The organism is Streptomyces sp. NPDC001744, from assembly GCF_042892575.1.
GTDB lineage: Bacteria > Actinomycetota > Actinomycetes > Streptomycetales > Streptomycetaceae > Streptomyces.
The window spans coordinates 1-26,124 of record NZ_JBIAUG010000006.1; the positions used below are offsets into that span (position 1 = coordinate 1).

21 protein-coding genes are annotated in these 26,124 nt (G+C 74.4%); 13 read left to right on the forward strand and 8 right to left on the reverse strand.

Annotated elements, in window-relative coordinates; all coding sequences use genetic code 11:
• The first annotated feature begins 248 nt into the window (after nt 1-248).
• The 3 genes from thiE (at nt 249) to ACFYZY_RS09395 (ending at nt 2,977) form a co-directional block, all read left to right on the forward strand.
• Nucleotides 249-926: a thiamine phosphate synthase gene (thiE, locus tag ACFYZY_RS09385; RefSeq protein WP_388691361.1), complete on the forward strand. Its 678-nt coding sequence runs from the start codon at nt 249-251 to the stop codon at nt 924-926.
• Between the two features lie 203 nt (nt 927-1,129).
• Nucleotides 1,130-2,047 (forward strand): methylenetetrahydrofolate reductase [NAD(P)H], encoded by a 918-nt coding sequence (metF, locus tag ACFYZY_RS09390; protein ID WP_388691364.1) that lies wholly within the window; start codon nt 1,130-1,132, stop codon nt 2,045-2,047.
• A 54-nt stretch (nt 2,048-2,101) separates the two neighbouring features.
• Nucleotides 2,102-2,977 carry a hypothetical protein gene (locus ACFYZY_RS09395; RefSeq protein WP_388691367.1) on the forward strand — a complete coding sequence of 292 codons (876 nt, stop codon included), beginning with the start codon at nt 2,102-2,104 and terminating at the stop codon, nt 2,975-2,977.
• Nucleotides 2,978-2,999: 22 nt separating this feature from the next.
• Here ACFYZY_RS09395 and ACFYZY_RS09400 read toward each other — a convergent pair whose 3' ends face one another.
• From ACFYZY_RS09400 to ACFYZY_RS09415, 4 genes are all read right to left on the reverse strand, one after another.
• The gene (locus ACFYZY_RS09400; RefSeq protein WP_388691370.1) at nt 3,000-4,436 is read right to left on the reverse strand and encodes a phytoene desaturase family protein; all 1,437 of its coding nucleotides are present in this window, start codon (nt 4,434-4,436) and stop codon (nt 3,000-3,002) included.
• A gap of 410 nt (nt 4,437-4,846) precedes the next feature.
• Entirely contained in the window at nt 4,847-5,455 is a 609-nt protein-coding gene (locus ACFYZY_RS09405) for a TetR/AcrR family transcriptional regulator (protein WP_388691373.1), read from the reverse strand.
• A gap of 43 nt (nt 5,456-5,498) precedes the next feature.
• On the reverse strand, nt 5,499-7,586 hold the full coding sequence (locus ACFYZY_RS09410; protein WP_388691377.1) for a YhgE/Pip family protein: 2,088 nt from the start codon (nt 7,584-7,586) through the stop codon (nt 5,499-5,501).
• Nucleotides 7,558-8,592, reverse strand: a complete 1,035-nt coding sequence (locus ACFYZY_RS09415) for an ATP-binding cassette domain-containing protein (RefSeq protein WP_388691379.1) — start codon at nt 8,590-8,592, stop codon at nt 7,558-7,560. Before ACFYZY_RS09415 ends, ACFYZY_RS09410 begins: the two co-directional genes overlap by 29 nt.
• A gap of 162 nt (nt 8,593-8,754) precedes the next feature.
• Between ACFYZY_RS09415 and ACFYZY_RS09420 the strand changes: the two genes are divergently transcribed.
• The 3 genes from ACFYZY_RS09420 to ACFYZY_RS09430 all read left to right on the forward strand — a co-directional run bounded on the left by ACFYZY_RS09420 (nt 8,755) and on the right by ACFYZY_RS09430 (nt 10,815).
• A complete protein-coding gene (locus tag ACFYZY_RS09420) occupies nt 8,755-9,273 on the forward strand; it encodes an SAV_6107 family HEPN domain-containing protein (RefSeq protein WP_388691382.1) in 519 nt (172 codons plus the stop codon).
• A gap of 66 nt (nt 9,274-9,339) precedes the next feature.
• Entirely contained in the window at nt 9,340-10,128 is a 789-nt protein-coding gene (locus ACFYZY_RS09425; RefSeq protein ID WP_388691384.1) for a methyltransferase, read from the forward strand.
• 282 nt (nt 10,129-10,410) lie between these two features.
• Nucleotides 10,411-10,815, forward strand: coding sequence for a DUF3040 domain-containing protein (locus ACFYZY_RS09430; RefSeq protein WP_388691387.1), 405 nt, complete (start codon nt 10,411-10,413; stop codon nt 10,813-10,815).
• A 338-nt stretch (nt 10,816-11,153) separates the two neighbouring features.
• Here ACFYZY_RS09430 and ACFYZY_RS09435 read toward each other — a convergent pair whose 3' ends face one another.
• From ACFYZY_RS09435 to ACFYZY_RS09450, 4 genes are all read right to left on the reverse strand, one after another.
• On the reverse strand, nt 11,154-13,568 hold the full coding sequence (locus ACFYZY_RS09435; protein WP_388691390.1) for a transglutaminaseTgpA domain-containing protein: 2,415 nt from the start codon (nt 13,566-13,568) through the stop codon (nt 11,154-11,156).
• Complete coding sequence (locus ACFYZY_RS09440) at nt 13,565-14,917, reverse strand: DUF58 domain-containing protein (protein ID WP_388691393.1); 1,353 nt, start codon at nt 14,915-14,917, stop codon at nt 13,565-13,567. The genes ACFYZY_RS09435 and ACFYZY_RS09440 overlap by 4 nt, the downstream gene beginning before the upstream one ends.
• The gene (locus tag ACFYZY_RS09445; protein WP_388691396.1) at nt 14,917-15,936 is read right to left on the reverse strand and encodes an AAA family ATPase; all 1,020 of its coding nucleotides are present in this window, start codon (nt 15,934-15,936) and stop codon (nt 14,917-14,919) included. Before ACFYZY_RS09445 ends, ACFYZY_RS09440 begins: the two co-directional genes overlap by 1 nt.
• A gap of 147 nt (nt 15,937-16,083) precedes the next feature.
• Nucleotides 16,084-16,647: a beta-class carbonic anhydrase gene (locus tag ACFYZY_RS09450; protein WP_388691399.1), complete on the reverse strand. Its 564-nt coding sequence runs from the start codon at nt 16,645-16,647 to the stop codon at nt 16,084-16,086.
• 411 nt (nt 16,648-17,058) lie between these two features.
• Here ACFYZY_RS09450 and rsmH point away from each other — a divergent pair, with 411 nt between their 5' ends.
• From rsmH to murD, 7 genes are read left to right on the forward strand one after another with little or no spacing between them, the layout of a single operon-like run.
• Nucleotides 17,059-18,015, forward strand: coding sequence for a 16S rRNA (cytosine(1402)-N(4))-methyltransferase RsmH (rsmH, locus tag ACFYZY_RS09455; protein ID WP_388691401.1), 957 nt, complete (start codon nt 17,059-17,061; stop codon nt 18,013-18,015).
• Nucleotides 18,012-18,476, forward strand: a complete 465-nt coding sequence (locus ACFYZY_RS09460; RefSeq protein ID WP_388691404.1) for a septum formation initiator family protein — start codon at nt 18,012-18,014, stop codon at nt 18,474-18,476. The genes rsmH and ACFYZY_RS09460 overlap by 4 nt, the downstream gene beginning before the upstream one ends.
• Nucleotides 18,477-18,483: 7 nt before the next feature.
• A complete protein-coding gene (locus ACFYZY_RS09465) occupies nt 18,484-20,472 on the forward strand; it encodes a peptidoglycan D,D-transpeptidase FtsI family protein (protein ID WP_388691407.1) in 1,989 nt (662 codons plus the stop codon).
• Nucleotides 20,473-20,488: 16 nt separating this feature from the next.
• Nucleotides 20,489-22,189: a UDP-N-acetylmuramoyl-L-alanyl-D-glutamate--2,6-diaminopimelate ligase gene (locus ACFYZY_RS09470; protein ID WP_388691410.1), complete on the forward strand. Its 1,701-nt coding sequence runs from the start codon at nt 20,489-20,491 to the stop codon at nt 22,187-22,189.
• 4 nt (nt 22,190-22,193) lie between these two features.
• Nucleotides 22,194-23,618, forward strand: a complete 1,425-nt coding sequence (murF, locus tag ACFYZY_RS09475) for a UDP-N-acetylmuramoyl-tripeptide--D-alanyl-D-alanine ligase (RefSeq protein WP_388691412.1) — start codon at nt 22,194-22,196, stop codon at nt 23,616-23,618.
• A complete protein-coding gene (gene mraY / locus ACFYZY_RS09480) occupies nt 23,615-24,685 on the forward strand; it encodes a phospho-N-acetylmuramoyl-pentapeptide-transferase (RefSeq protein ID WP_388691415.1) in 1,071 nt (356 codons plus the stop codon). The genes murF and mraY overlap by 4 nt, the downstream gene beginning before the upstream one ends.
• Entirely contained in the window at nt 24,667-26,106 is a 1,440-nt protein-coding gene (gene murD, locus ACFYZY_RS09485; protein WP_388691417.1) for a UDP-N-acetylmuramoyl-L-alanine--D-glutamate ligase, read from the forward strand. Before mraY ends, murD begins: the two co-directional genes overlap by 19 nt.
• Nucleotides 26,107-26,124 lie beyond the last annotated feature (18 nt).

The window sequence follows — 26,124 nt, forward strand, 5'->3', positions numbered from 1 at the left end:
CGCTCCGACGACCTCCGGCAGGTGACCGAGCAGTGCCCCCCAAGGAGCCCCCGCGCCGCCGTGTCCCCGGCCCCCCCCCGCCCCCCCCGCCACCGCCCCCCCCGGCCGCCCGCGGGCCCCCGGCCCCCCCCCCCCCCCCCCGCCCCCCCCCCCCCCCCACCCCCCCCCCGGGGGGCCGGGGGCGCGCCCCCCCCCCCCCCCCCCCCCCCCCCCCCCCCCCCCCGGCGACAACGACGGGGGACCCCCGCATGACCGCGCCCGCGCCCGCGCCTACGCCCACGCTCCGTGAGCGGCTCGCCGACGCCCGGCTCTACCTGTGCACCGACGCCCGCAGACGCCAGGGCGACCTGCCGGACTTCCTCGACGCCGTGCTCTCCTCCGGCGTGGACGTCGTGCAGCTGCGCGACAAGGGCATGGAGGCCGCCGAGGAGCTGGACCACCTCGCCGTTTTCGCCGACGCCGCCCGCCGGCACGGCGTGCTCCTCGCCGTGAACGACCGGGCCGACGTCGCCCACGCCACCGGCTCCGACGTCCTCCACCTCGGCCAGGGCGACCTGCCCGTCCCCGCCGCCCGCGCCGTCCTCGGCGACGGGGTCCTGATCGGCCGTTCCTGCCACGCCGAGGCCGAGGTCGCCGCGGCGGCCGCCGAACCGGGCGTGGACTACTTCTGCACCGGGCCCTGCTGGCCCACCCCCACCAAGCCCGGACGGCACGCTCCGGGGCTCGGTCTCGTGCGGTACGCGGCCGGCCTGGCCCAGGACCGGCCCTGGTTCGCGATCGGCGGCATCGACGAGTCGAATCTGGACGAGGTCCTGGACGCCGGCGCCCGCCGGATCGTCGTCGTCCGGGCGATCACCGAGGCCGACGACCCGGCCGCCGCGACCGCCGCCCTCGCCGAGCGGGTCCGCGAGCGCGCGGACGCCTGAGACCGGCCGGGCACGGAAGGCCCGGGTCCGGCCGGAGGAGCGGGACACCCGGGACCGGTCGGAACCGGACGCGCCCGGACCGGGGGCCGGAGCGCCCCGGCGGTCTCCGGGAGCGGTCCCGGGCCTCCGCCACGTGTCCGAAAAGCTGTCCAGTACGCGGACGCCGGGTACGCGGCCCGTCGCCCCCCGTCTAACCTGCCCGTATGGCCCTTGGTACCGCTTCCGTCCGTTCGGACCGCGCGCGCACGGTCCGCGAGATCCTCGCCTCCGGCGGCACGTCGTACTCCTTCGAGTTCTACGCGCCCCGGACCGAGAAGGGCGAACGGGCCCTCTGGAACACCATGCGCCGCGTCGAGGCGGTCGGTCCCAGCTTCGTCTCCGTGACCTACGGCGCCGGCGGCTCCACCCGGGGCGGCACCGTCAAGGCCACCCAGAAGATCGCCTCCGACACCACCCTCACCCCCGTCGCGCACCTCACCGCCGTCGACCACTCCGTCGCCGAACTGCGCAACGTCCTCGGCCAGTACGCCGACGCCGGCATCCGCAACATGCTCGCCGTCCGCGGCGACCCGCCCGGCGACCCGCTGGGCGAGTGGGTCGAGCACCCGGAGGGGGTCCGGTACGCCGCCGACCTGGTCCGGCTGATCAAGGAGTCGGGAGACTTCTGCGTCGGCGTCGCCGCCTTCCCGGAGATGCACCCCCGCTCCACCGACTGGGACACCGACGTCCGGCACTTCGTGGACAAGTGCCGCGCGGGCGCCGACTACGCCATCACCCAGATGTTCTTCGACCCGGAGAACTACCTGCGGCTGCGCGACAGCGTGGCGAAGACGGGCTGCGAAACCCCGATCATCCCCGAGGTCATGCCCGTCGTGAACGTCAAGACCCTCGGCCGGCTGCCCCAGTTGAGCAACGCCGCCTTCCCGGCGCGCGTGAAAGACCGCATCCACGCCGTCAAGGACGATCCCGCCGCTGTACGCTCCATCGGTATCGAGTTCGCGACGGAGTTCTGCGCGCGTCTGTTGTCCGAGGGAGTCCCCGGACTGCACTTCATCACGCTCAACAACTCCACCGCGACGCTCGAGATCTACGAGAATCTCGGACTGCACCAGCAGTCGTGACCGGTCGTACCCGCCCCGACCCGCGGCGGTGACCGTGGAGAGGGGCGGCGGGGCATGGGGTGGACGGTCCTCTACATCGCGTTCGGCGTGGTCGCGCTGTGGTTGCTGGGGGAGGTGCTCCTCCAGTACAAGGCGCGGCTGCGCTGGCGCCTGCTCGCCTTCTGCGGCTTCCTCGGCGTGGTCCTCGGCGTCCTGGCCCCCTCGGTCCCGGTGATCATCGCCGGCGCGGTCGCCTTCGCCGTCGGCCAGACCTGTGTGACGCTCTCGTTCCGCCGCGGCTTCTCCACGGGCTGGGCGATCGGCGGCAACCCCGGGGCGAGCCGCCGTCGCCGGTCCGGCGCGCCGGACCGGTCCGGTCCCACCCTGGAGGTCACCGGGCTCGCGTACGGCGCCGAGGACCCCGAAGGCGCGAGGGCCTCCGAGGAGGCCGGGGACGCGGCAGGCGCCGGGCACGGAGGACCGGAGGCGTACCCGGAGACGGCCCTCGGGACCACGGCGGTCCACGAGCCCCTGCCGGCGCCCGGCGACACCGGCCGGTACGGGGTCCACGACGCCGGCCACCACGCCGCCGACACCGGATACGACCCGCTCCACGACCCCTACGGGCAGGGACACGCGCCGGAGCACGGGGCGGGGTACCAGCCCGGGTACGGGGCCGGGTACGAGCAGCCCGCCCCCCAGCAGGCGTACGACTACGGCGGCGCCGGACAGCAGCAGTACGCCGCCTACTCCGACCCGTACATCGGTCCGGGCACGGACGGCCAGCAGTACACCTCGTACTACGGCGACCCCTCCGCGCCCTCGTACGCCTACGACACCCCGCCCGGCGGGGTCTGGGTCCCGCAGCAGCGCGACACCGAGCCGGAGCCGCGGGTCCCCGGCCCGTACGGCCACGAGCCGCACCCGGACGACCGGCAGTACCGCCACTGAGGCGCACGGGACCTCCGGGGGCTCACCGCGAGCCGCGGAAGTCCGTGCCCTCCACGATCAGCCCCGCCACCAGCGCGCCCGACATGCCCGCGTGGGCGAGCCCGCCGCCCGGGTGCGACCAGCCGCCGGCGAAGTGGAGGCCGGGGAGCGGCGTGCGGTTGGCGGCCGGGAGCAGCCGGCCCCCGGCCCCGGCGAGCGCCGGGCCCGGCACCTCGGCCGATCCGGTGTCCCGCCGTACGTCCTCGGGGGTGCGGACGTGCCGCCACAGCAGCCGTTCGCGCAGGTCCGGCACCGCCCGCCCGGCCGCCTCCACCATCCGGCCGGCGAAGGACTCCCAGTCCTGGCCGGGCCCGGTCCGCACGGCCGCCGTGACCGTCACCGACTCGTGGTCCGCGTCCGGGCGCAGCGCCGGGTCGTCCGGCCGCAGCACGGTCACCGGGGGCCGGCCGCCCTCCGCGTGGACGACGGTCCGGTGGACCGCGTCCGCCTCCCGGGCCCCGCGCAGGGCCAGACAGACCGTCACCCGGCCGGTGCCGAGGGTCTGGAAGCGCGGCACGTCGCCGTCGATCCGCTCCCACGCGACGACGTGCTCGCGGTGGAGCGCGGGCACCGGCGCCCCGGAGACCACGTGGTCGGCCGCCACCTCCTCGCCCCCGGCCAGCCGCACGCCGGCCGCCCGGCCGTCCTCCTCCAGGACGTCCACCACCGGCGCGTCGAAGACGAACTCCACCCGCCGCTTCCGGCACCGCTCGTACACCGCGTCGGCGAGCGCGCGCAGGCCCCCGGCCACGTACCAGCTGCCGAAGGTCTGCTCCATGTACGGCAGGACGGCGGCCGAGGCCGGGACCGTCGCCGGGTCGAAGCCGTACGACCACGCGTACGCGTCGAGGAGGGCGGCGAGCCGGGGATCGCGCAGCTCCCGCGCCCCCACCTGCGCCAGCGTCGTCGTCGGGCGCCGCAGCAGGCCGGCCCTCGGGGCCGGGTAGGGCTCGCGGGCGAGCGGCGCCGGATCGGCCGGCTGCGGCTCCTCCAGGAGGGGCCGGCGGGTGCGGTCCCACGCCTCGCGGGCCCGCGTCAGGAAGTCGCCCCAGCGCTCGCCCGCGCCCGCGCCGAGCGCCGCGTCCAGGGCGGCGACCGTGCCGGCCCGGGAGGCGTTCGGCAGGTCCACGCGCGTGCCGTCGGCGAAGACGTGACGGCCCGCCGGATCGACCTGCGTCAGCGCGACGCACTCCTCCAGGGGCTCCTTGCCCGTCTTCACGAACAGGTCCCGGTACACGGCGGGCAGGTGCAGCAGTCCCGGACCCGTGTCGAAGGCGAAGCCGTCGCGCGCGAACCGGCCCACCGCGCCGCCGTACGTCGCCCCCCGCTCGTACACCGTCACCCGGTGGCCCGCCACCGCCAGCCGGGCCGCCGCCGCCATGGCGCCGAGTCCCGCGCCGATCACCACAATCCGTGCCATGCCGGCGAGCCTATCCGGCCCCCGCGGCGCCGCCGGCCGCGCGGGGAGGAGCCGGGAACGGCGCGGACACGCCCGCGATCGGCACCAGGACTGAGTACCCGTACCTAGACGCCGGGATGAGTAGGCGCACGGATGGGCCCGGCACGCTCCGGACGGGAGAGTGGAGTCCACGGAAAGGGGCGCGGCCCCGGACCGCCGGCACGGGGCGGCGGAACGGGACCGCGCGCCTCGCCGGTACGGGGGTGGGTGAAAGGCCGGTGCGGCGAGGCTCGGGGGGATCGAGCTTCTCCGCACCGGCTTCTCCGCGTCCTCACGCGCACGGCTGTCCCGAGGGCGGGCTCCGCGCGTGCGGGTGGCCTCCACCCGCGCGAGCGGGCCTCAGGCGGGCGGGCCCACGCGCGCGAGCCGCGTCAGCGGCCGCCCACCCGGCCGTGGAGGAGGCGGGAGAGCGCCGCGTGGACGTCGTCGAGCGAACGCTCGCTCTGGAACGCCTGCCAGTCGAGCGCCGCCACGAGGACCATGCCCACGAGCGCCGCCGCCGTCAGCTGGACGTCGATCTCCTCGTTCAGCTCCCCGGCCGCGATCCCCTCGCGCAGGACGCCCTCGACCACCGCGACCGCCTCCTGGCGGACCACCAGGAGCGTGGAGTTCCAGGCCCGGTTGGTGCGCCAGAGCTCGGCCACGTACAGCTGGGTGAAGGCCGGATAGCGGTCGATGAAGACCAGGCCCGCCCGGATCATCGCGTCCAGCGCGTCGACCCGGCTCCCGCCGCGCGCGGCGGTCTCCTCGGCCGCCGTGCGCAGGGAGGCGGCGAGCAGCGACACGCCATGCCGCAGCAGCTCCTCGAAGAGCTCGGTCTTGCTCTTGAAGTTGTAGTAGACCGTGCCCTTGGCCACGCCCGCCCGCTCGGCGATCTCGTCCACCGTCGTCGCGGAGAAGCCCTGTTCCGCGATGAGGGTGACGGCCGCCTCGTAGAGCTTCGCGCGCGTGGCCCGGCGTCGGGTGCTGCTGCTGTCCATGGGGTCGATTCTCACAGGTGTGACGGACGGCACCGGTCCCGCCTCACAGGGTCAGTTCGGGATGGAGCCGGTCCAGCGTCCAGACCTGGCGCTTGCGGGCCGAGAGGGCCGTCAGGGCCAGCGCGCCCGCGGTGAAGGCGACCAGGACCGCGCACGCCTGCCAGACGGGCTCGGTCCCGCCGCCCGTGATCAGCCGGCGCAGCGCCTCGACCACGTAGGTCATCGGCAGGAAGGAGTGGACGGCGTTGAAGAAGGCCGGACTGGTCTGTACGGGGTACGTGCCGCCCGCCGAGGTGAGCTGGAGCATCAGGAGCGCGAGCACCAGGATGCGTCCCGCCGCGCCGAAACGGGCGTTCAGCCACTGCACGATCGCGGTGAAGCAGCAGGTGACCAGGGTGAGGAAGCCGACCGTTCCGGCGGCCCGCGCCATCTGGAGGCCGAGCCCCCAGTGCAGCACCGACATCAGGGCCGCGACCTGGAGGACGCCGATCGCCGCCACCGGCAGCCAGCCCGCGAACGCGATCCGCCAGGCGGAGCCGCCCGCCGCGAGGGCGCGCCGGTTCAACGGCTGGATGATCATGTACGCGACCATCGCGCCGACCCAGAGGGAGAGCGGGATGAAGTACGGGGCGAAACCGGTGCCGTAGTTCGGCGCCTTGTGCATCGACTGGGAGGCGAGCCGCACCGGGTCGGCCATGACCTCCGTGCGCCGCTCGCGGTCCTGCTGGTCGTAGTCCGGTATCCGGCCGACGCCGTCGCGCAGCCCGCCGGCCAGCTCCCCGGAGCCGTCGGCCAGCTTGAACAGACCGCCGTCCAGGTCGCTCGCGCCCTTCCTGAGCTTGCCGATCCCGGTGTCGAGCTTCACCGAACCGCTCTTCGCCCCGGTGATGCCGGTGTGCAGCTTGTCCGCGCCCGCCGCGACCTTCTTGGCACCCGCGTTGAGCTCGTTGATCTTCCGGACGGCGCTCTCGACGTCCTCGTCCAGGTGCGGCGCGCGGGCGGCCAGCTCGTCGGCCTGCTTCTTGAGCGTGACGAGCCGCGCGTCCAGGGTCTTCAGGTCGCCCCCGCTGTCCTTGGTCAGCTCGTGCACGTCGTCCGCGACGGCGGCCACGTCGTCGGCGGTGACCGCGGCCCTCTTCAGGACCTCGCACGTCCGGGCGTCCGGCGCCGGGTTCTCCACGCACGCCTCGCGGTGCAGCGCGGTCATGTCGGTGTCGGCCTTGTGGGCGGCGGTGCGGACCAGCGGGGCCCGCTCGACCAGGACGTCGAGGTTGTGGCGGACGGCGGTGGCCGAGTCGGAGACCAGCCGCGCGGTGTCGCGGATCGACCTGCCGTTGTTCGCCAGGTAGGGGCGGACCTTGTCGGCGGTGCCGTTCACCTTGTCGGCGAGGGCCTGGGTGCCGTCGGCGACCTTGCGGGAGCCGCTCTCCAGGTCCTTGGCGCCCTTGTCGAGCTTCTTCAGGCCGGCGGCCAGGTCGCCGCTGCCGGTCTTCGCGTTCGTGAGGCCGTTCTCCAGGCTCTCGGAGCCCTTCTTCGCCTTGTCCACGCCCTGCTTCAGGTCGGCCGCGCCCTTGGCGGCCTTCTCGGTGGCGTCGTGGATGTCGGAGAAGGAGATGAAGATCTTGTCGAGGAAGGTGCGCGAGGACTTGGTCGAGGCCGCGCTGCGCACCTCGGCGAAGACGGTCCGGGAGATCTGGCCGACGATGTAGTTGTTGGCGTCGTTCGTCCGCACCCGCAGGGCCCCGGTCTCGGGGGAGTCGCCGGAGCTGGAGGCGATGCGGGAGCTGAAGTCGCGGGGCATCGTCAGGGACAGGTAGTACTTCCCGTCCTCGACGCCCCGGCGTGCCTCCGCGTCGCTCACCCGGTGCCACTCGAAGGTCCTGCTCTCCAGGAGGCCCTTGGTGAGTTCGTCGCCGGCGTTGACCGCCCGGCCGTCGGCGGTGGCCCCCCGGTCCTCGTTGACCAGGGCCACGGGGATCCTGTCGAGCCTGCTGTACGGGTCCCAGAACGAGTACAGGTAGAGGGCGCCGTAGAGCAGGGGCAGCAGCAGGATCGCGACGAGCGCGGCGCGCGGCAGCTTCCCCCTGCCGAAGCGCCTCAGCTCAAGCGCGGCCAGTTTCGGCGAGCGCATCGGCCGCCCCCTCCTCGGTCGTGGACGCGGTGGTGTCCGTCTCGGTGCGGTCGGTTCCGGTCTCCCCGTCCGCGGGGTTCCCGGCGGCGGCGCTTCCGGCCGCGGTGGTCTTCGGCCGGGCGCTTCCGGTGTCCCCGGACGCGGCGGCTCCGGGCTTCGCGTCCCCGGGCCCGGCGCCGGGGGAGGTGCCGGGGGAGGCCGCCGCCTCCACGGGCCCCTCCGGCTCCTCCGCCGTCGCCGCCGCGTCCTCCTCCTTCTCCTCCTTCTCCTCCTCCTTCTCCGGTGTCCCTTCCGGTACGGGGAGGGTGCGGACCCGCAGGGTGTCCGCGGGGGACTCGCTGCAGACGGCGAGGACGGTCGTCCCGGACGCGGCCAGGGAGCGCAGGAGCGCCCATGTCCCGGCCCGGTCGGCGTCCGAGAGCTTCAGGTCGATGTCGTCCACGGCGAGCAGCCGGGGGCGGCCGATCAGGGCGAGGGCGAGGGAGAGCCGCAGCGCCGCCGGCCGCTCCAGGTCCCGCACGGCGGTCCGCTCGCCCCTGGGCAGGGCGTCGAGGTCGAGCCCCGCGCCGGCGACGGCCTCCGCGATCCGGGTCCGGGCCTCCGCCGCCCGCGTGCCGGGGCGGCGCAGGAGCGACCGTACGGAACCGTCGAAGCGGCGCTGGAGCAGGGCCCGCTCGCGCAGGTGCTCGGCGACCGTGAGGGCGGGGTCCAGCTCGTTGACGCCGAACACCTGGCCCAGCGCGCTGATCCGGCGCACCGCGGCCATCTTCCGGGGCAGGGGGAGGCCGCCGACCTCGGCGCGCCCCTCCGTGGCCTTCATCCGGCCGGTGAGCGCGAGGAGCAGACAGGTGCGCCCCGAACCCGACGGTCCCTCGATCGCCACCAGCGCGCCCGGCTCCGCCCGGAAGGAGACCTCCCGGAAGGCCCAGCCCCGGGGCCCCTTCACTCCGAAGCCGTCCGCGACGACGGCGGCGCCGTGCGGCCGCCGTCCGGTTTCCGCGTCCACGGACCCACCCCCATTCCCCATTTTTGAACTGACCAGTCAGTGCAAAAGCTACCCCTGAGCCAGAGCCTTCGCAAAAGAGCAGGTCAGCGTGATTGTCAGTGGCAGTGGGCACGATGAACACATACGGCAGCAGTGCCGTCACGCGACGACAGGAGGCTCGTCATGGCACGTCCATCCGCAGCAGCCACGCCCCGGCGCCACCACGTCCCCGCGCACTCCGGACCCGCGTCCGACATCCACCCCGTCTCCCGCCGCACCGCCGCCCCGCCCGCCGCCCTCGACCTCCTCGCCAAGGCCCGCGCCGGGCTCGACGAGGCCGCCGCGCTCGACCGCCCCCACGAGCGGTACGCCACCGCCCACCTCGCCGCCCTGCGCACGGCCGCCGCCGTGCTCGCCGCCCGGGGCAGGCCGGAGAGCGGCTCCCCCCGGCGGGAGCGGATACGCAGCGCCTGGGAGCTCCTGGCCGAACTGGCGCCCGAGCTGGCCGAGTGGGGCGACCACTTCGCCGCCGGCGCACCGCGCAGGGCCCGCGCCGAGGCGGGCATCACGAGCGCCGTCACCCGGCGGGAGGCCGAGGACCTCCTCCGGGACGCCGCGCACTTCCTGCGGCTGGTCGAGCGCCTGCTCGCCCTCCGGCCGGTGCGGCCCCGCGACCCCGCGGACGGCGGCACGGACGGGTGATCCGAAAGGCGGGACCGAGGCCATAGGGTGGGGAGGTCCGTACCCGTCACCGAGGAGTCAACAGCCGTGCCGGACCCTTCCCCCGCCTTCGGACGAGAGGCGACCTCACGCCCGTCGCGCGCCTCCCTGCGCACCGCCGTCGTCTGGGACGTCCTCAAGGACGCCCTGGACCGCCGGGTCGAGGCCACCGGGAAGGACGTCCTCGACGTCCTCGACACGGGCGGCGGCTCCGGGAACTTCGCGGTGCCGGTGGCCGGCCTCGGCCACCGGGTCACCGTCGTGGACCCCAGCCCCAACGCCCTCTTCGCGCTGGAGCGCCGGGCCGCCGAGGCCGGCGTCGCCGACCTCGTCACCGGCGTCCAGGGGGACGCCCGCGGCCTCTTCGACGTGGTCGGGCGCGAAGAGCACGACGCCGTGCTCTGCCACGGCGTCCTGGAGTACGTGGACGACCCCGCCGAGGGCGTGCGGAACGCGGTCGCGGCGCTCCGCCCCGGCGGCAGCCTCAGCCTGCTCGCCGCCGGGGTCGGCGGCGCGGTCCTGGCCCGCGCCCTCGCCGGACACTTCACCGAGGCCCGGCACGCGCTCACCGACCCGGCGGGCCGCTGGGGCGCGGGCGACCCCGTGCCCCGGCGCTTCACCGCCGAGCAGCTCGCCGGACTGGCCACCGGGGCCGGTCTCGCCATCGGCGCCGTGCACGGCGTCCGGGTCTTCGCCGACCTCGTCCCCGGCGTCCTGGTGGACACCGAGCCGGACGCCGCCGAGGCCCTGCTCAGGCTGGAGGCCGCCGCCGCCGAGCTGCCCGCCTTCCACGCCGTCGCCACCCAGTTGCACGTTCTCGGCGAGAAGCGGGGCTGAGCCGGGGCCACCCGCCCGGCGGCCCGGACCGGCGTGCTCCACGGAGTACGCCACAGCCCGCCCGGCACGGCCCCGGGCCCCGTATGATCGAGGGACGCCATCCGGCATGACGGACGGGGGGCCGGGGAATCAACGTCTCGGCGACCGGTCCGCACGGCGGCCCGGATCGGTTGCACGATTGGCTACTCGGCATGGTGGGCGGGTTTCACGGGGGCGATTCCCTGCCTATTCTGAAAGGGCCGCATACCGGTCGCCCCCGCGACCGACGACTAGGAGGACTCCGTGCCGCTCTCGGAGCACGAGCAGCGCATGCTCGAGCAGATGGAGCGAGCGCTGTACGCCGAAGATCCCAAGTTCGCGACAGCGCTCGAGGGAAGCGGACTGCGTACGTACACCCGGCGACGGGTCTACCAGGCAGTCGCCGGCTTCCTGGTGGGTATCGCGCTCCTCATGGCCGGAATGGTCGCACAGCAGATCTGGATCAGCGTGGTGGGGTTCCTCGTCATGCTGGGCTGCGCGGTCCTGGCGGTCACCGGCTGGCGCAGGGCGCCGAAGCCGGGCGAGCAGCAGGCCGGGGCTGGAACGGCGGCCGTCGGCCGCCGGACCCGGCAGCGACGCTCCATGATGAACCGGATGGAAGAGCGGTGGCAGCGCCGCCGCGACGAACAGCAGGGCGGCGGCCACTGACGGCCTCCTGAGCGGCGCCCCCGCTCCTTCCGCACCCGAACCCCGCGAGGCCGCGCACCCCGAGCGCGTCGGCCTCGCGGGGTTCGAGGTTCTGCGGCCACGCTCCTCACGGCTCACGGTCTTCGGTCTCCGGTGCACGACCTTCTTCCCACGGTCTCCGGATCACGCCCCCTGCTCATGGCCCCGGCTCCTGGCCCACGCCCCGGGAACCCGCCGCCCGGGAGTCCCGGACCGGGCAGGACCGGACCGGACCGGGCAGGACTGGACCGGGCAGGACCGGACCGGACCGGGCAGGACCGGACGGGCGCGGGACCGGGCCCCGGTCCCGCGCCCGTCCCTCAGCCCGTCCCCTGCGGCGCCCGGCGCAGGCGGGACGTCAGCGCCCGGCGGCGGTCCGACCAGCCGGCCGCCGTCGACGACCAGCGGGCCGAGGCCGCCCAGCGGACCCGGGCCGCCGAGCGCGGGACGAGGAGGGCGCGCAGACGGGTGCGGCGGTTCGCACCCGCGTGGAAGCCCGCCCGGACCCGGCCCGCCTCCTCGGCCAGGCCCGCGACCGGCCGCGGCCGGGGCGCGTACAGCGCCTCCTCCACCGCCCCCGCCACCCGGTGCACCGCCTCCGCGGCCCCGTCCCGCAGCCCGCCCAGACGCACGATCCGCTCCGCCGTCCGCCGGGGCGTCCGCGAGCCGTCCGGCTCGATCCCGTAGTCCCAGGCGGTGTCGTTGATCTCCCGCCAGACCGCGAGCGTCCGCGCCGCGGTCTCCCCGGCACCGCGCGTCCCGGCGGAGCCGAGCCGCCGGGCACGGACCCGGGACCGCCAGAACAGCGGCAGGAGCGGCAGGACGAGGACCGCCACCACGGCCAGGGACAGCAGCACCACCGTCAGCGGGTCCGGCCCGGAGCCGCCCGCGGTCGCCTCGGCCGCCATCGCCTTCGGGTCGCAGTCGCCGAGCCGGCGCATCTGCGGCGTGCAGCTCTCCGACGCGCTCGGCGCGGCCGACGGCGCCTCGGACGCGCTCGGTCCCGGCTGCGCGGGCCCGGTGGCGGCGCCCGTCGGCGCGGCCTCCCGGGCGTACGACGGGGTGGAGCCCCGCGACGGGGTCGGTTCGAACCGCGTCCAGCCCGCTCCCTCGAAGTACAGCTCGGGCCACGCGTGCGCGTCCCGGATGCCGACCGACACCGATCCGTCGGTCTGCGTCGTGCCCGGCATGAAGCCCACGGCCACCCGGGCCGGGATGCCGAGCGACCGGGCCATCGCCGCCATCGAGAAGGAGAAGTGGACGCAGAAGCCCTCCTTGTCCTTCAGGAAGCGGGAGACCGCCTGCACCCCGGTGCCGGACTCCACGTCGACGTCGTAGCGGAAGCCGCCGTCCCGGGCGAACCAGTCCTGGAGCCGTACGGCCCGCTCGTAGTCGTTGCGCGCGCCCGCGGTGACGGCCAGGGCCGTCTTCCGCACGTCGGGCGGCAGCGACGCGGGCACCCTGGTGTACTCGTGGCGCAGCTTCTCCGGGGCGGCCGGTGCGGCGGCGAGCTGCTCCGCCGTCGGCTCCGTCTCCAGGCTGGTGACCTGGTAGCGGGCGCCCCGGGTGGTCTGCCCGTCGTCGCCGACCAGCATCCGGCCGGCCGGTTCGTAGCGCCAGCGTCCGTCGATGTCCACCCGGGCGGCCGGGTACGGCATCGGCAGCCACTTCTGCTCGTACGCGTCGGAGGCGACGAGGTTGGTGGTCACCTCGGTGACCCGGACGCCCTGCGCGAGCCCCTCCGGCCACGGCAGCCGCTCGGGCACGTCCCCGATCGGGCGGACCGAGGACTTCCACGAGACGCCGTCGAACCGGTCGAGCGCGACGAGCCGCAGGTACATGCCGCTGTTGTCGGGGGCGTTGGTCCGGTAGCGCAGGACCTCCCGGTCCTCCTGCTGGCGCAGGTCGTCCTGGAGGGAGACCAGCGGATTGACGGCGGAGATCGTGCCGCCCTTGCCGGTGCCCCCGGTCCCCTCGCCCCCACCGGTACCGCCGAGGAGGCCGCCGTCCAGGCCGGGCAGCACGAACGGCACCACCAGCGCGACGCCCATGGCCGCGGCCCCGATGCGGCGGCCGGTCCGGGTCGGGGCGAAGGACGGGCCGTCGCCGACGGGGGAGCCGGGCCGGCCGGAACGCCGGGCACCGCCGAAGACCCGCCCCCACCGGGAGAGCCGGTCGCGGCCCTCCGAGAGGAGGAGCAGCAGATAGCCGGTGGCCGCGAGGAGGAACCAGAGCCACCCCGCGCCGCCGCCGGAGAGGCCGGCCGCCACCGAGTACAGGGCGAGCAGCGGCAGACCGGCCGGCGCCGCCCTGCGGAAGGTGACGGCGAGGGCGTCCACCAGGAGCCCGATCACCACCACCCCGCCGACCAGCATCAGCCGGATGCCCTCGGTGTCCGGCGCGGGAACGGCGTACTGACCGACGTCCTCGGCGCCCGCCCGGAACAGGTCGGCGGCGTGTGCGAGCGCCGCCGGCCCGGGGAACAGCCCCAGCACCGCCCGCTCGCGCGCGAAGATCACGGTCAGCGCGAGCAGCGCGACGGCGGTCTGGACCGCCAGGACCGGCCACCGGGCCGACGGCATCCGCCGGGCCGGCGCGCCCGCTCCGCCCACCAGGGCGAGTACGAAGGCCGCCGTGAAGATCCAGGTCGCCGGTCTGACCAGCGGGAGCAGGGCCCCGGCCGCCATCAGGGTGGCGGCCCACGAGGCCAGCGCCAGCCGTGCGGGCCCGCTCATGACCATCCTCCGTAAGGGGTGTCGGCTGCGGTTTCCGCGCCGTCCCCGGCCGCCTGCTGCCACAGATCGGCGAGCCGTGCGCCGGGCGGCACGGCCAGCGCCGTCCAGCCCGCCTCGCGGAGCTGCCGCACCCGGTCCCCGACCGCCCCGGAGACGGAACCGCCGGTGAGCCAGGCGCCGGAGTCCAGGAGGAAGGCGACGGCCGCGCCGGTGCGCCCGCGCATCCGGCCGACCAGGGCGGCCTGCTCCTCGTCCAGGTCGCCGAGGAAGGCGACGAGCAGCCCGTCGCCACCCGCCCGCAGCACGTCGGAGGCGCGCGAGAGGCCGGCGCCCTCGGAGTGGCCGATCACGGCGAGGGTGTCCATCATCAGCCCGGCCGAGTCCGCCGGGTCCTGCATCGGGCCGCCGAAGCCCTCGGAGCCTTCCCCGGGGACCGCGCTGCCGGTGTCCGTGAGCAGCCGGACCGCGTAGCCGCGCTCCAGCATGTGGACGAGCGCGGAGGCGGCGCCGGAGACCGCCCATTCGAATGCGGAGTCGGGTCCCGCGCCCTGGTGGGCGACCTCGCGGGTGTCGAGGAGGACGGTGCAGCGGGCACGCTGCGGCTGCTCCTCGCGGCGGACCATCAGCTCGCCGTAGCGGGCGGTGGAGCGCCAGTGCACCCGGCGCAGGTCGTCGCCGTGCCGGTAGGCGCGGGGGATGATGTCGTCGTCGCCCGCGAGGGCGAGCGAGCGCTGCTGTCCGTCGCCGTACCCGCCGGCCGCGCCGAGGAGCCCGACCGGCGGCAGGGCCTCGGTCCTGGGCACGACGGTGAGGGTGTCGTACGAGCTGAAGGAGCGGGTCAGCTCGCACAGCCCGAACGGGTCGGCCAGCCGCATCTGGAGCGGCCCGAGCGGGAAGCGGCCGCGCAGGTCGGAGCGGACCCGGTAGGACACCTCGCGCCGCCCGCCGGCCTCGACCCGGTCGAGGACGAAGCGGGGACGGGAGCCCAGTGTGTAGGGCACGTGGTCCTGGAGCATGAGCAGACCGGTGGGGAGCCCGGAGACGTTCTCCATCAGCAGCCCGACCCGGGCCTCGGTGCCCGTCTCCACGCGCCGGGGCGTGAGCCGGCGCGAGGTCGCGACCCGGTACCGGGTCCGGTGCAGCACCAGGACGCAGAGCAGCGGCAGGACGGCGAGCAGCAGTCCGACGCGCAGCAGGTCGGCCTGGCCGAGGACGTACGCGCAGACGGCGGCGGCCACCCCGGCGGCGAGGAAGGAGCGGCCCCGGGTGGTGAGGCCGCCCAGGGTGGCCCGCAGCCCGCCCCGGTCGTCCTCGCCCCGCCGCCCGTCCGGCACGGCGGTGTCCGTCATCACGGCTGCCGGGCGCCGGGCCGCTGCCCGCCGTGGAGCGGGACGGCGGACGGGGCCGAGGCCGGGACGGGGGTGCTCTGGAGGATGTCGTGGACGACCTGCTCGGCGGTGCGGCGGTTCAGCCGGGCCTGCGCCGTCGGCAGCAGCCGGTGGGCGAGGACGGGCGCGGCGAGGGCCTGGAGGTCGTCCGGCAGGACGTACTCGCGTCCGTCGAGCGCGGCGGAGGCACGGGCGGCCCGCAGCAGGTGGAGGGTGGCCCGGGGGGAGGCGCCGAGCCGCAGGTCGGGATGGGCGCGGGTGGCGGCGACGAGATCGACCGCGTACCGGCGCACGGCGTCGGCGACGTGCACCGCGCGCACCGCCTCGATCAGCTTGAGCACGTCGTGGGCGTGGGCCACCGGCCGGAGCCCGTCCAGCGGGGAGACCGAACCGTGCGCGTCGAGCATCCGGAACTCGGCCTCGGCGCTCGGGTAGCCGATGGAGACCCGGGCCATGAAGCGGTCGCGCTGGGCTTCGGGCAGCGGGTAGGTGCCCTCCATCTCGACCGGGTTCTGGGTGGCGACGACCATGAACGGGCTGGGCAGCTCGTACGTCCGGCCGTCGATGGTGACCTGCCGCTCCTCCATGGACTCCAGGAGCGCGGACTGGGTCTTCGGCGAGGCGCGGTTGATCTCGTCGCCGATCACGATCTGGGCGAAGATCGCGCCGGGCTTGAACTCGAACTCCCGCCGCTGCTGGTCGAAGACCGACACGCCCGTGACGTCCGAGGGCAGCAGGTCGGGGGTGAACTGGATGCGGCGCACCGAGCAGTCGATGGACCGGGCCAGCGTCTTGGCCAGCATGGTCTTGCCGACGCCGGGGACATCCTCGATGAGGAGGTGCCCCTCGGCGAGCAGCACGGTCAGCGAAAGCCGTACGACCTCGGGCTTGCCCTCGATCACGCTCTCCACCGACCCGCGGATTCGCTCCACGGTGGTGGTCAGATCAGTGAGGCTCGCTCGATCGTCATAGGTCGTCACCCGGCCCTCCTCGGCCTTCCGGAACACACGGACACCTGCCCCCGGCGGGATCTTCGGGGGGTGTCCACCCGGGCATTCTCATGGGCCCGGCCGGGTCGTGTCACTCGGCTGCCGGCAAGTGCGGAGGATATGCCGGGGTTTCGACCGTTAAACCTGGTCGGAGGGGGAGCCGTCCGACGGGTCGATCTCGCGCAGCAGGCCCGTCGTCACGTCGAAGACGAAGCCCCGCACGTCGTCGGTGTGCAGCAGGAAGGGGGAGGTCCGCACCCGCTGCATCGACTGCCGGACGTCCTGGTCCACGTCGCGGAACGCCTCGACCGCCCAGGCCGGCCGCTGGCCGACCTCCATCTCCAGCTCGTGCCGGAACTCCTCGGTGAGGGACTCCAGACCGCAGTTGGTGTGGTGGATCAGGACCACGCTGCGCGTCTTCAGGGCGCGCTGGCTGATGGTGAGCGAGCGGATCACGTCGTCGGTGACCACGCCGCCCGCGTTGCGGATGGTGTGGCAGTCGCCGAGTTCGAGGCCGAGGGCCGCGTGCAGGTCGAGACGGGCGTCCATGCAGGCGACGACGGCGACGCCCAGCACGGGGCGCGCGTCCATTCCGGGATCGGTGAAGTCGGCGGCGTAGCGTTCGTTCGCCTCGACGAGACGGTCGGTGACCGTGGAGCCGGTCCGTACGGCGTCGGCGGAGTGGTGTGCGGAGGTCGACATGGTTCAGACGTTATCGGCCACGGGTCGCCGGGGCCCGTCGTGAGAAGGGACAAAGAACGTCAATGAACCTTGTTGTGAGGTAATCCACAAGGGTGAGGGGCACGTCCCGAACGGGTGACCCGTCCGGAATGTCCCTCCGGCGCACCGGAGCCGTGCGACGCGCCAGCCGGTTGATTGACCGGCGGGTCCGGTGGACTAAAGTGACGCGAAGTTCACGGAGAAGACGAGCGGTTTCCGCTGTTTCTCCCCCGTGTGTGCGGCGGTACCTACGGCTCGGCCTCCTCCCGCTCGCCGGTCGGCCGACGCGCCCTTCCGGCGCCGGGCGACCCTCCCCTTCAGCCGGGGCGCCCCGGCGGCGAGCGGGTGGGGACCCGGCGGTACGTGCCCCCGTGCCCGACCCGAGAAGGTGCGTTGAGCAACGACCGACACGTCCCGGTGATGCTCCAGCGGTGCCTGGACATGTTGGCCCCCGCCCTGGAGCGCCCCGGCGCGGTCGTCGTCGACTGCACCCTGGGGCTCGGCGGCCACAGCGAGGCCCTCCTGGAACGGTTCCCCGAGGTGCGGCTCGTCGCCCTCGACCGGGACAAGGAGGCCCTGCGGCTCTCCGGCGAACGGCTCGCCCCCCACGGGGACCGCGCCACCCTCGTCCACGCGGTGTACGACGAACTGCCCGAGGTCCTCGACCGGCTCGGCATCGCCGAGGCGGACGGCGTCCTGTTCGACCTGGGCGTCTCCTCCATGCAGCTCGACGAGGCCGACCGGGGCTTCGCCTACGCCCAGGACGCCCCGCTCGACATGCGCATGGACCAGTCGACCGGCATCGGCGCGGCCGAGGTCCTCAACACCTACCCGCCCGGCGAGCTGGTCCGCATCCTGCGCGCGTACGGCGAGGAGAAGCAGGCCAAGCGGATCGTCTCCGCGATCGTGCGCGAGCGCGAGCGGGAACCGTTCACCACCAGCGCCCGGCTGGTCGAACTCATCCGCGACGCCCTGCCCCAGGCCGCCAAGCGCACCGGCGGCAACCCGGCCAAGCGCACCTTCCAGGCCCTGCGCATCGAGGTCAACCACGAACTGGAGAGCGTCGAGCGGGCGATCCCGGCGGCCGTGAAGGCCCTCGCCCTCGGCGGCCGGATCGCCGTCCTCTCGTACCAGTCGCTGGAGGACCGCATCGTCAAGCAGGTCTTCGCGGCCGGTGCGGCGACCACCGCCCCGCCCGGCCTGCCGGTCGTCCCCGAGAAGTACCAGCCCCGCCTGAAGCTGCTCACCCGCGGCGCCGAACTGCCCACCGAGGAGGAGGTCGCCGAGAACCGGCGCGCCGCCCCGGCCCGGCTGCGGGGCGCCGAGCGCATCCGGAAAGACGTCCCGTGAGCCCGGCGAAGGGGCCGCTCAAGGGGCGGGCCGAACGGCTCGGACGGCTCATGCCGTCGGAGCCCGGCACGCCCGCCCGCACCCCCTTCGTCCTGCTCGTCGTGGTGCTGCTCGGCGGCGGCCTGATCAGCCTCCTCCTGCTGAACTCGGCGCTCAACCAGGGCTCCTTCCGGCTGAACGAGCTGAAGAACGAGACCACCGAACTGACCGACGAGGAACAGGCCCTCCAGCGGGCCGTGGACGACTACGCGGCCCCCGACGCCCTGGAACGGCGCGCCCGCGAACTCGGCATGGTCCCGGGCGGCAGCCCCGCCTTCCTCGGCCCGGACGGCAAGGTGCTCGGCAGGCCCTCCGCCGCCCCCGCGCCGACCTCCGCCCCGACGGTCCCGCCCACCGCGGGGTCCCCCGCCGCCCCGACGACGACCGCGACCGCAACCGCTCCGACGACCTCCGGCAGGTGACCGAGCAGTGCCCCCCAAGGAGCCCCCGCGCCGCCGTGTCCCCGGCCCCGCCCGGCCCGCCCGGCCACGGCCCGCCGCGGCCTCCGGCGGGCCCCGGGCCCCCCGCCCCGCGCCGCGCCCGGCCGCCGGCCGGACCGCGCCCCGCCCCCCGGCCCGGCGGCCCCGCACCATCCGGCTCGGCAACCCCCGGCCCCGGCTGCGCCTGGTCTCCCTGGGCCTGACCCTCGTCATGCTGGTCTTCGTCGTCCGGCTGCTCCAGGTCCAGGCCGTCGACGCCGGCGCGTACGCCGCCAAGGCCGACAAGTACCGCTTCCAGGAGTACACGCTCTCCGCCGAACGGGGCGAGATCACCGACCGCAACGGCATCGCCCTCGCCGCCAGCGTCGACGCGTACGACATCACCGCCGACCCCAAGCTCTTCACCCCCGAGGAGAGCGGAACCGCGGACGCCCCCGAGCGGGCGGCCGCCCTCCTCGCCCCGATCCTCGGCAAGCGGCCCGCCGAACTGGCGAAGAAGCTCCGCACCCCCAAGTCCCGCTACACCCTGCTCGCCCGCAAGCAGACCCCGCAGGTGTGGAACCAGATCAAGGACCTCAAGAGGTTCTACGGCCAGAAGGCCCAGACCTCCGCGGGCGGCAAGGGGGTCAACCTCCTCGGCGGCGTCCTCAGCGAGCCCAGCAGCAAGCGCGTCTACCCGAACGGCGGACTCGCCGCCGGGATACTGGGATACGTCAACGCCGAGGGCCGGGGCGCCGGCGGCGTGGAGTCCATGCTCGACCCGGAGCTGGCCGGCAAGGACGGCATCATCCGCTTCACCCAGTCCGGCGGTCGCCAGGTGCCCACCGCGGGCTCCCGGGGCACCCCCGCCGTCCCCGGCTCCGACATCGAGCTGACCATCGACCGGGACATCCAGTGGGCCGCCCAGCGGGCCATCACCGAACAGGTGGAGAAGTCCGCGGCCGACCGCGGCTACGTCGTCGTGCAGGACACCGCGACCGGCGAGATCCTCGCCATGGCCAACGCCCCCGGCTTCGACCCCAACGACCTCTCCGCCGCCAACTCCGCCGCCATGGGCAACGCCGCCCTCCAGGACGCCTACGAGCCCGGCTCCACCAGCAAGGTCATGTCCATGGCCGCCGTCCTGGAGGAGGGCAAGGCCGCCCCCGACACCCACGTCACCGTCCCCAACCGGCTCCACCGCGGCGACCGGCTCTTCAAGGACGACGTCGACCACGAGACCTGGTACCTGACCCTCAACGGCGTCCTCGCCAAGTCCAGCAACATCGGCACCATCCTCGCCACCGGCCGGCTCGGCCCCACCCAGGCCGAGTCCAACAAGGTCCTCCACTCCTACCTGCGCAGGTTCGGCATCGGCAGCCCCACCGGCCTCGGCTATCCGGGGGAGACCTCCGGCATCCTCGCCAAGCCCCAGGACTGGTCGACCTCGCAGCAGTACACGATCCCCTTCGGCCAGGGACTCTCCGTCAACGCCGTCCAGGCCGCCTCCGTGTACTCCACCATCGCCAACGGAGGGATGCGGATCGCCCCGACGCTCGTCCGCGGCACCAGGGGACCCGACGGACGCTTCGCCCGGGCGCCCGAGCCCGAGCGGTCACGGGTCGTCAGCGAGAAGACCGCCAGGACCCTCGCCACCATGCTGGAGTCCGTCGTCGAGGACCGGGAGGGCACCGGCACCAAGGCCGCCATCCCCGGATACCGCGTCGCGGGCAAGACCGGCACCGCCAACCGGGTCGATCCCGAACTCGGCCGGTACAAGGGCTACACCGCCTCCTTCGCCGGCTTCGCCCCCGCCGACAAACCGCGGATCACCGTCTACTGCGCCGTCCAGAACCCCACCCGGGGCAGCCACTTCGGCGGCCAGATCTGCGGACCCGTCTACAAGAAGGTCATGGAGTTCTCCCTCAAGACCCTCCACGTCGCCCCCACCGGCGACGCCCCCGCCCGACTGCCGGTCACCTTCGACCCCACCCCGTGACACTCCGGGAGCACCAGTGACAACGATCACCCCCCATTCCGGGAACCGGAAATCGAACTCCGGCGAGACCCCCGGCTCTTTTGGCCCCCCACAGGGTGCGCCCGGTACGCTCACCGCCGTGCCACACGCTGATCAGTACCGAACCACCCCGCCACGGCCGGAACGGGTCCGCCCGACGCCCCTGGGCGACCTGGCCGCGCAGCTCGGGACCGACGTCACCGGGACCGCCGAGGTCACGGGCATCACGCACGACTCCCGGGCGGTGCGCCCCGGGGACGTGTACGCGGCCCTGCCCGGCGCCCGCGCCCACGGCGCCGACTTCGTCGCCCAGGCCGCCGGACTCGGCGCCGCCGCGATCCTCACCGACCCGGCGGGCGCCGACCGCGCCGCCGCGACCGGCCTGCCGGTCCTGGTCGTCGAGGACCCGCGCGGCCGGATGGGCGAACTCGCCGCCGAGATCTACGGACGGCCCGGCGCCGGCCTCCTGAAGATCGGCATCACCGGCACCTCCGGCAAGACCACCACCGCCTACCTGGTGGAGGGGGGACTGCGCGGCGCCGGACGGCGGACCGGACTCGTCGGCACCGTCGAGATGCGGATCGGCGACGAGCGCGTCAAGTCCGAGCGCACCACCCCCGAGGCCACCGACCTCCAGGCCCTCTTCGCCGTCATGCGCGAGCGGGACGTGGAGGCCGTCGCCATGGAGGTCTCCAGCCACGCCCTCGTGCTCGGCCGGGTCGACGGCTGCGTCTTCGACGTCGCCGTCTTCAACAACCTCAGCCCGGAGCACATGGAGTTCCACTCCGACATGGAGGACTACTACCGGGCCAAGGCCGGGCTCTTCACGCCCGCCCGCAGCCGCCTGGCCGTGGTCAACCTGGACGACGCGTACGGCCGCAGGCTCGCCGGGGAGGCCGGCGTCCCGGTCGTCACCTTCTCCGCCGAGGGCCGCGCCGACGCCGACTGGCGCGCCGAGGGCCTCGTCCTGGGCTCCCACGACTCGACGTTCACCGCCGTCGGCCCCGGGGGCGAGCGGATTCCCGCCACCGCCCCGCTGCCCGGCCCGTTCAACGTCGCCAACACCCTCGCCGCGATCGCGACCCTCGCCGTCGCCGGCCTCGACCCGAAGGCCGCCGCCGAGGGCGTCGCCGCCGTCCCCGGCGTACCGGGCCGCCTGGAGCGCGTGGACGCCGGCCAGCCGTACCTCGCGGTCGTCGACTACGCGCACAAGACGGACGCCGTCGAATCGGTCCTGCGCTCCCTGCGCGAGGTCACCGAGGGCCGGCTGCACGTGGTCATCGGCTGCGGCGGCGACCGCGACACCACCAAGCGCGGCCCGATGGGCGCCGCCGCGGCCCGGCTCGCCGACACCGCCGTCCTCACCTCGGACAACCCCCGCTCCGAGGACCCCCTCGCCATCCTCACCGCCATGCTCGCGGGCGCCGCGGAGGTGCCCGCCGGCGAGCGCGGCGAGGTGCTCGTCCTCGCCGACCGCGCCGCCGCGATCGCTGCCGCCGTCGCCCGCGCCCGGCCGGGCGACACCGTCCTGGTCGCGGGCAAGGGCCACGAACAGGGCCAGGAGACCGCCGGAACCGTCCGCCCCTTCGACGACCGCGAGGTCCTGCGCGCCGCGATCCTCGAACGGAACGCCCCGACCGCTCCGGCCGTCCCGTCGGACAACAGCGCCGAAGCCACTCACCAGAACAGTCAGGGATGAAGCAGTGATCGCCCTCTCCCTCGCCGAGATCGCCGGAATCGTCGGCGGGCAGACGCACGACATACCGGACGCTGACGCCCGGATCACCGGGCCCGTCGTCATCGACTCCCGCGAGGTGCGGGCCGGCAGCCTCTTCGCGGCCTTCGCCGGTGAGCGCGTCGACGGCCACGACTACGCGGAACGCGCCGTCGAGGCGGGTGCGACGGCCGTACTCGCCACCCGCCCCGTCGGCGTGCCCGCGATCGTCGTGGACGACGTCCAGACCGCCCTCGGGGCCCTCGCCCGAGCCGTCGTCGAACGGCTCGGCACCGATGTCGTCGCCCTCACCGGCTCGGCGGGCAAGACCTCCACCAAGGACCTGATCGCCCAGGTCCTCGGCCGGCACGCCCCCACCGTGTGGACGCCCGGCTCGCTCAACAACGAGATCGGCCTGCCGCTCACGGCGCTCCGCGCGACCGACGAGACCCGGCACCTGGTCCTGGAGATGGGCGCCCGCGGCATCGGCCACATCCGCTACCTCACCGGCCTCACCCCGCCCCGCATCGGCCTCGTCCTCAACGTGGGCTCCGCCCACATCGGAGAGTTCGGCGGCCGGGAGCAGATCGCCGTGGCCAAGGGCGAACTGGTCGAGGCGCTGCCCACCGAGGCCGAGGGGGGAGTGGCGGTCCTCAACGCCGACGACCCCCTCGTCCGCGCCATGGCGGACCGCACCAAGGCCCGGGTGGTCCTCTTCGGCGAAGCGGACGAAGCGGCCGTACGTGCCGAGAACGTCCACCTCACGGAGGCCGGGACGCCCTCTTTCCGGCTTCACACACCCACCGGGTGCAGCGACGTGACCTTGCGCCTGTACGGTGAGCACCACGTGTCGAACGCGCTCGCCGCAGCCGCCGTCGCGCACGAGCTGGGCATGCCTGTCGAGGAGATCGCCACCGCGCTCTCCGAGGCCGGCTCCCTGTCGCGCTGGCGCATGGAGGTCACCGAGCGTCCGGACGGCGTGACGATCGTCAACGACGCCTACAACGCGAATCCCGAGTCCATGCGAGCCGCCCTGCGCGCGCTCGCGGCCATGGGCAGGGCCGCACAGGCCCGCGGGGGCCGCACGTGGGCGGTGCTCGGCAAGATGGCCGAACTCGGTGACGCGTCGCTCGCCGAGCACGACGCGGTCGGACGGCTCGCCGTCCGGCTCAACGTCAGCAAGCTCGTGGCGGTCGGGGACAGGGAAGCGTCCTGGCTGCAACTGGGCGCATATAACGAGGGTTCGTGGGGTGAGGAGTCGGTGCACGTGTCCGACGCGCAGGCGGCGGTCGACCTGTTGCGCAGTGAGCTGCGCCCGGGAGACGTCGTCCTTGTGAAGGCGTCCAGGTCGGTCGGTCTCGAACAGGTCGCCACGGCCCTCCTCGACACCGAGGGCGAGGTCACCGGCCGATGAGGCAGATCCTCTTCGCGGGGGCCATCGGGCTCTTCCTGACCCTGATCGGCACCCCGCTGCTCATCAAGCTCCTCGCGCGCAAGGGGTACGGGCAGTTCATCCGCGACGACGGCCCCCGCGGCCACGCCGGGAAGAAGGGCACGCCCACCATGGGCGGCATCTCCTTCATCCTGGCCACGCTCATCGCGTACGCCCTGGCCAAGGTCATCACCGGCGAACCGCTCTCCTACTCCGGCGTGCTGGTCCTCTTCCTGATGACCGGCATGGGCCTGGTCGGCTTCCTCGACGACTACATCAAGATCGTCAAGCAGCGGTCGCTCGGCCTGCGGGCCAAGGCGAAGATGGCCGGCCAGCTGATCGTGGGCATCGCCTTCGCGGTGCTCGCGCTCCAGTTCTCCGACTCGCGCGGCCTCACCCCGGCCTCCGAGAAGCTCTCCTTCATCACGGACTTCGGCTGGACCATCGGCCCGGTGCTCTTCGTGGTCTGGGCGCTCTTCATGATCCTGGCCATGTCCAACGGCGTGAACCTGACGGATGGTCTGGACGGCCTGGCCACCGGCGCCTCGGTGATGGTCTTCGGCGCGTACACCTTCATCGGCCTCTGGCAGTTCCAGGAGTCCTGCGCCAACGCGCTGACCCTCACCAACCCGAACGCCTGCTTCGAGGTCCGTGACCCGCTCGACCTCGCGGTCGTGGCCTCCGCCCTCATGGGAGCCTGTTTCGGCTTCCTCTGGTGGAACACCTCGCCCGCCAAGATCTTCATGGGCGACACCGGCTCGCTCGCCCTCGGCGGCGCCCTCGCCGGTCTCGCCATCTGCTCCCGTACGGAGCTCCTGCTGGCGCTGCTCGGCGGCCTGTTCGTGCTGATCACGATGTCCGTGGTCATCCAGGTCGGCTCGTTCAAGATGACCGGCAAGCGCGTCTTCCGGATGGCCCCCCTCCAGCACCACTTCGAACTCAAGGGGTGGTCCGAGGTCCTGGTCGTCGTCCGGTTCTGGATCATCCAGGGCATGTGCGTGATCGTGGGCCTGGGCCTCTTCTACGCGGGATGGGCGTCGGCGAAGTGACGGAACGGCTCGACTGGAACGGCAAGAACGTCACCGTCGCGGGACTCGGCGTCTCCGGCGTCCCGGCCGCCCGCGCCCTGCGCGGACTCGGCGCGCGGGTGACCGTGGTCAACGACGGCGACGACGAGCGCTCCCGGGCCCAGGCCGCCGCCCTGGAGGCGGAGGGGATCGCCGTCCGGCTCGGCGACGGCGACTCCCTGCCGTCCGGCACCGAGCTGATCGTCACCGCTCCCGGCTGGCGCCCCGACAAGCCGCTCTTCACGGCCGCCGCCGAGGCGGGCGTCGAGATCTGGGGCGACGTCGAACTGGCCTGGCGGCTCCGGGGCCCCGGAGCCGCCCCCTGGCTCGCGGTCACCGGCACCAACGGCAAGACCACGACCGTGCGGATGCTCGCCTCCATCCTGGAGGCGGCCGGCCTGCGGACCGCCGCCGTCGGCAACATCGGCGTCTCGCTCCTCGACGCCGTCCTCGGCGCGGAGGAGTACGACGTGCTCGCCGTCGAACTCTCCAGCTACCAGCTCCACTGGGCGCCCTCGGTCCGCGCCCACTCGGCCGCCGTGCTCAACCTGGCGCCCGACCACCTCGACTGGCACGGCTCCATGGAGGCGTACGCCGCCGACAAGGGCCGGATCTACGAGGGCAACCGGGTCGCCTGCGTCTACAACACGGCCGACGCGGCGACCGAGGACCTGGTCCGCGAGGCCGACGTCGAGGAGGGCTGCCGGGCGATCGGCTTCACCCTCGGCACCCCCGGCCCCTCCGAACTCGGCGTGGTCGAGGGCATCCTCGTCGACCGGGCCTTCGTGGAGAACCGGCAGAAGAACGCCCAGGAGCTGGCCGAGGTCGCGGACGTGCGGCCCGCGGCCCCGCACAACGTCGCCAACGCCCTCGCCGCGGCCGCCCTGGCCCGCGCCTTCGGCGTCGACGCCAGGGCCGTACGGGAGGGCCTCAGGGCCTTCCGGCCCGATCCCCACCGCATCGAGCCGGTCGAGGAGGTCGGGGGGGTCGTGTACGTGGACGACTCCAAGGCCACCAACACCCACGCCGCGGAAGCCTCGTTGGCGGCCTACGACCCGGTCGTCTGGATCGCCGGCGGCCTCGCCAAGGGCGCCACCTTCGACGAGCTGGTGCGGAAGGCGGCGAAGCGCCTGCGCGGAGCCGTCCTGATCGGCGCCGACCGGGCCCTGATCCGCGAAGCCCTGGCGCGACACGCCCCGGAGGTCCCGGTGGTGGACCTCGACCGGACCGACACTGGGGCGATGTCCGAGGCGGTCCGCGAGGCGGCCCGGCTCGCCCGCCCGGGAGACACGGTCCTGCTCGCCCCGGCCTGCGCCTCGATGGACATGTTCACCAACTACAACGAGCGCGGCGATGCGTTCGCGGACGCGGTCCGCGCCCTCGCCGCCACCGGGGACGCCTGACCCGACCAGTGGGAGGGT

Coding starts and splice junctions, on each gene's coding strand:
- thiE (WP_388691361.1), top strand. CDS start 249: ATGACCGCGCCCGCGCCCGCGCCTACGCCCACGCTCCGTGAGCGGCTC.
- metF (WP_388691364.1), top strand. CDS start 1,130: ATGGCCCTTGGTACCGCTTCCGTCCGTTCGGACCGCGCGCGCACGGTC.
- ACFYZY_RS09395 (WP_388691367.1), top strand. CDS start 2,102: ATGGGGTGGACGGTCCTCTACATCGCGTTCGGCGTGGTCGCGCTGTGG.
- ACFYZY_RS09400 (WP_388691370.1), bottom strand. CDS start 4,436: ATGGCACGGATTGTGGTGATCGGCGCGGGACTCGGCGCCATGGCGGCG.
- ACFYZY_RS09405 (WP_388691373.1), bottom strand. CDS start 5,455: ATGGACAGCAGCAGCACCCGACGCCGGGCCACGCGCGCGAAGCTCTAC.
- ACFYZY_RS09410 (WP_388691377.1), bottom strand. CDS start 7,586: ATGCGCTCGCCGAAACTGGCCGCGCTTGAGCTGAGGCGCTTCGGCAGG.
- ACFYZY_RS09420 (WP_388691382.1), top strand. CDS start 8,755: ATGGCACGTCCATCCGCAGCAGCCACGCCCCGGCGCCACCACGTCCCC.
- ACFYZY_RS09435 (WP_388691390.1), bottom strand. CDS start 13,568: ATGAGCGGGCCCGCACGGCTGGCGCTGGCCTCGTGGGCCGCCACCCTG.
- ACFYZY_RS09440 (WP_388691393.1), bottom strand. CDS start 14,917: ATGACGGACACCGCCGTGCCGGACGGGCGGCGGGGCGAGGACGACCGG.
- ACFYZY_RS09450 (WP_388691399.1), bottom strand. CDS start 16,647: ATGTCGACCTCCGCACACCACTCCGCCGACGCCGTACGGACCGGCTCC.
- mraY (WP_388691415.1), top strand. CDS start 23,615: ATGAGGCAGATCCTCTTCGCGGGGGCCATCGGGCTCTTCCTGACCCTG.
- murD (WP_388691417.1), top strand. CDS start 24,667: ATGGGCGTCGGCGAAGTGACGGAACGGCTCGACTGGAACGGCAAGAAC.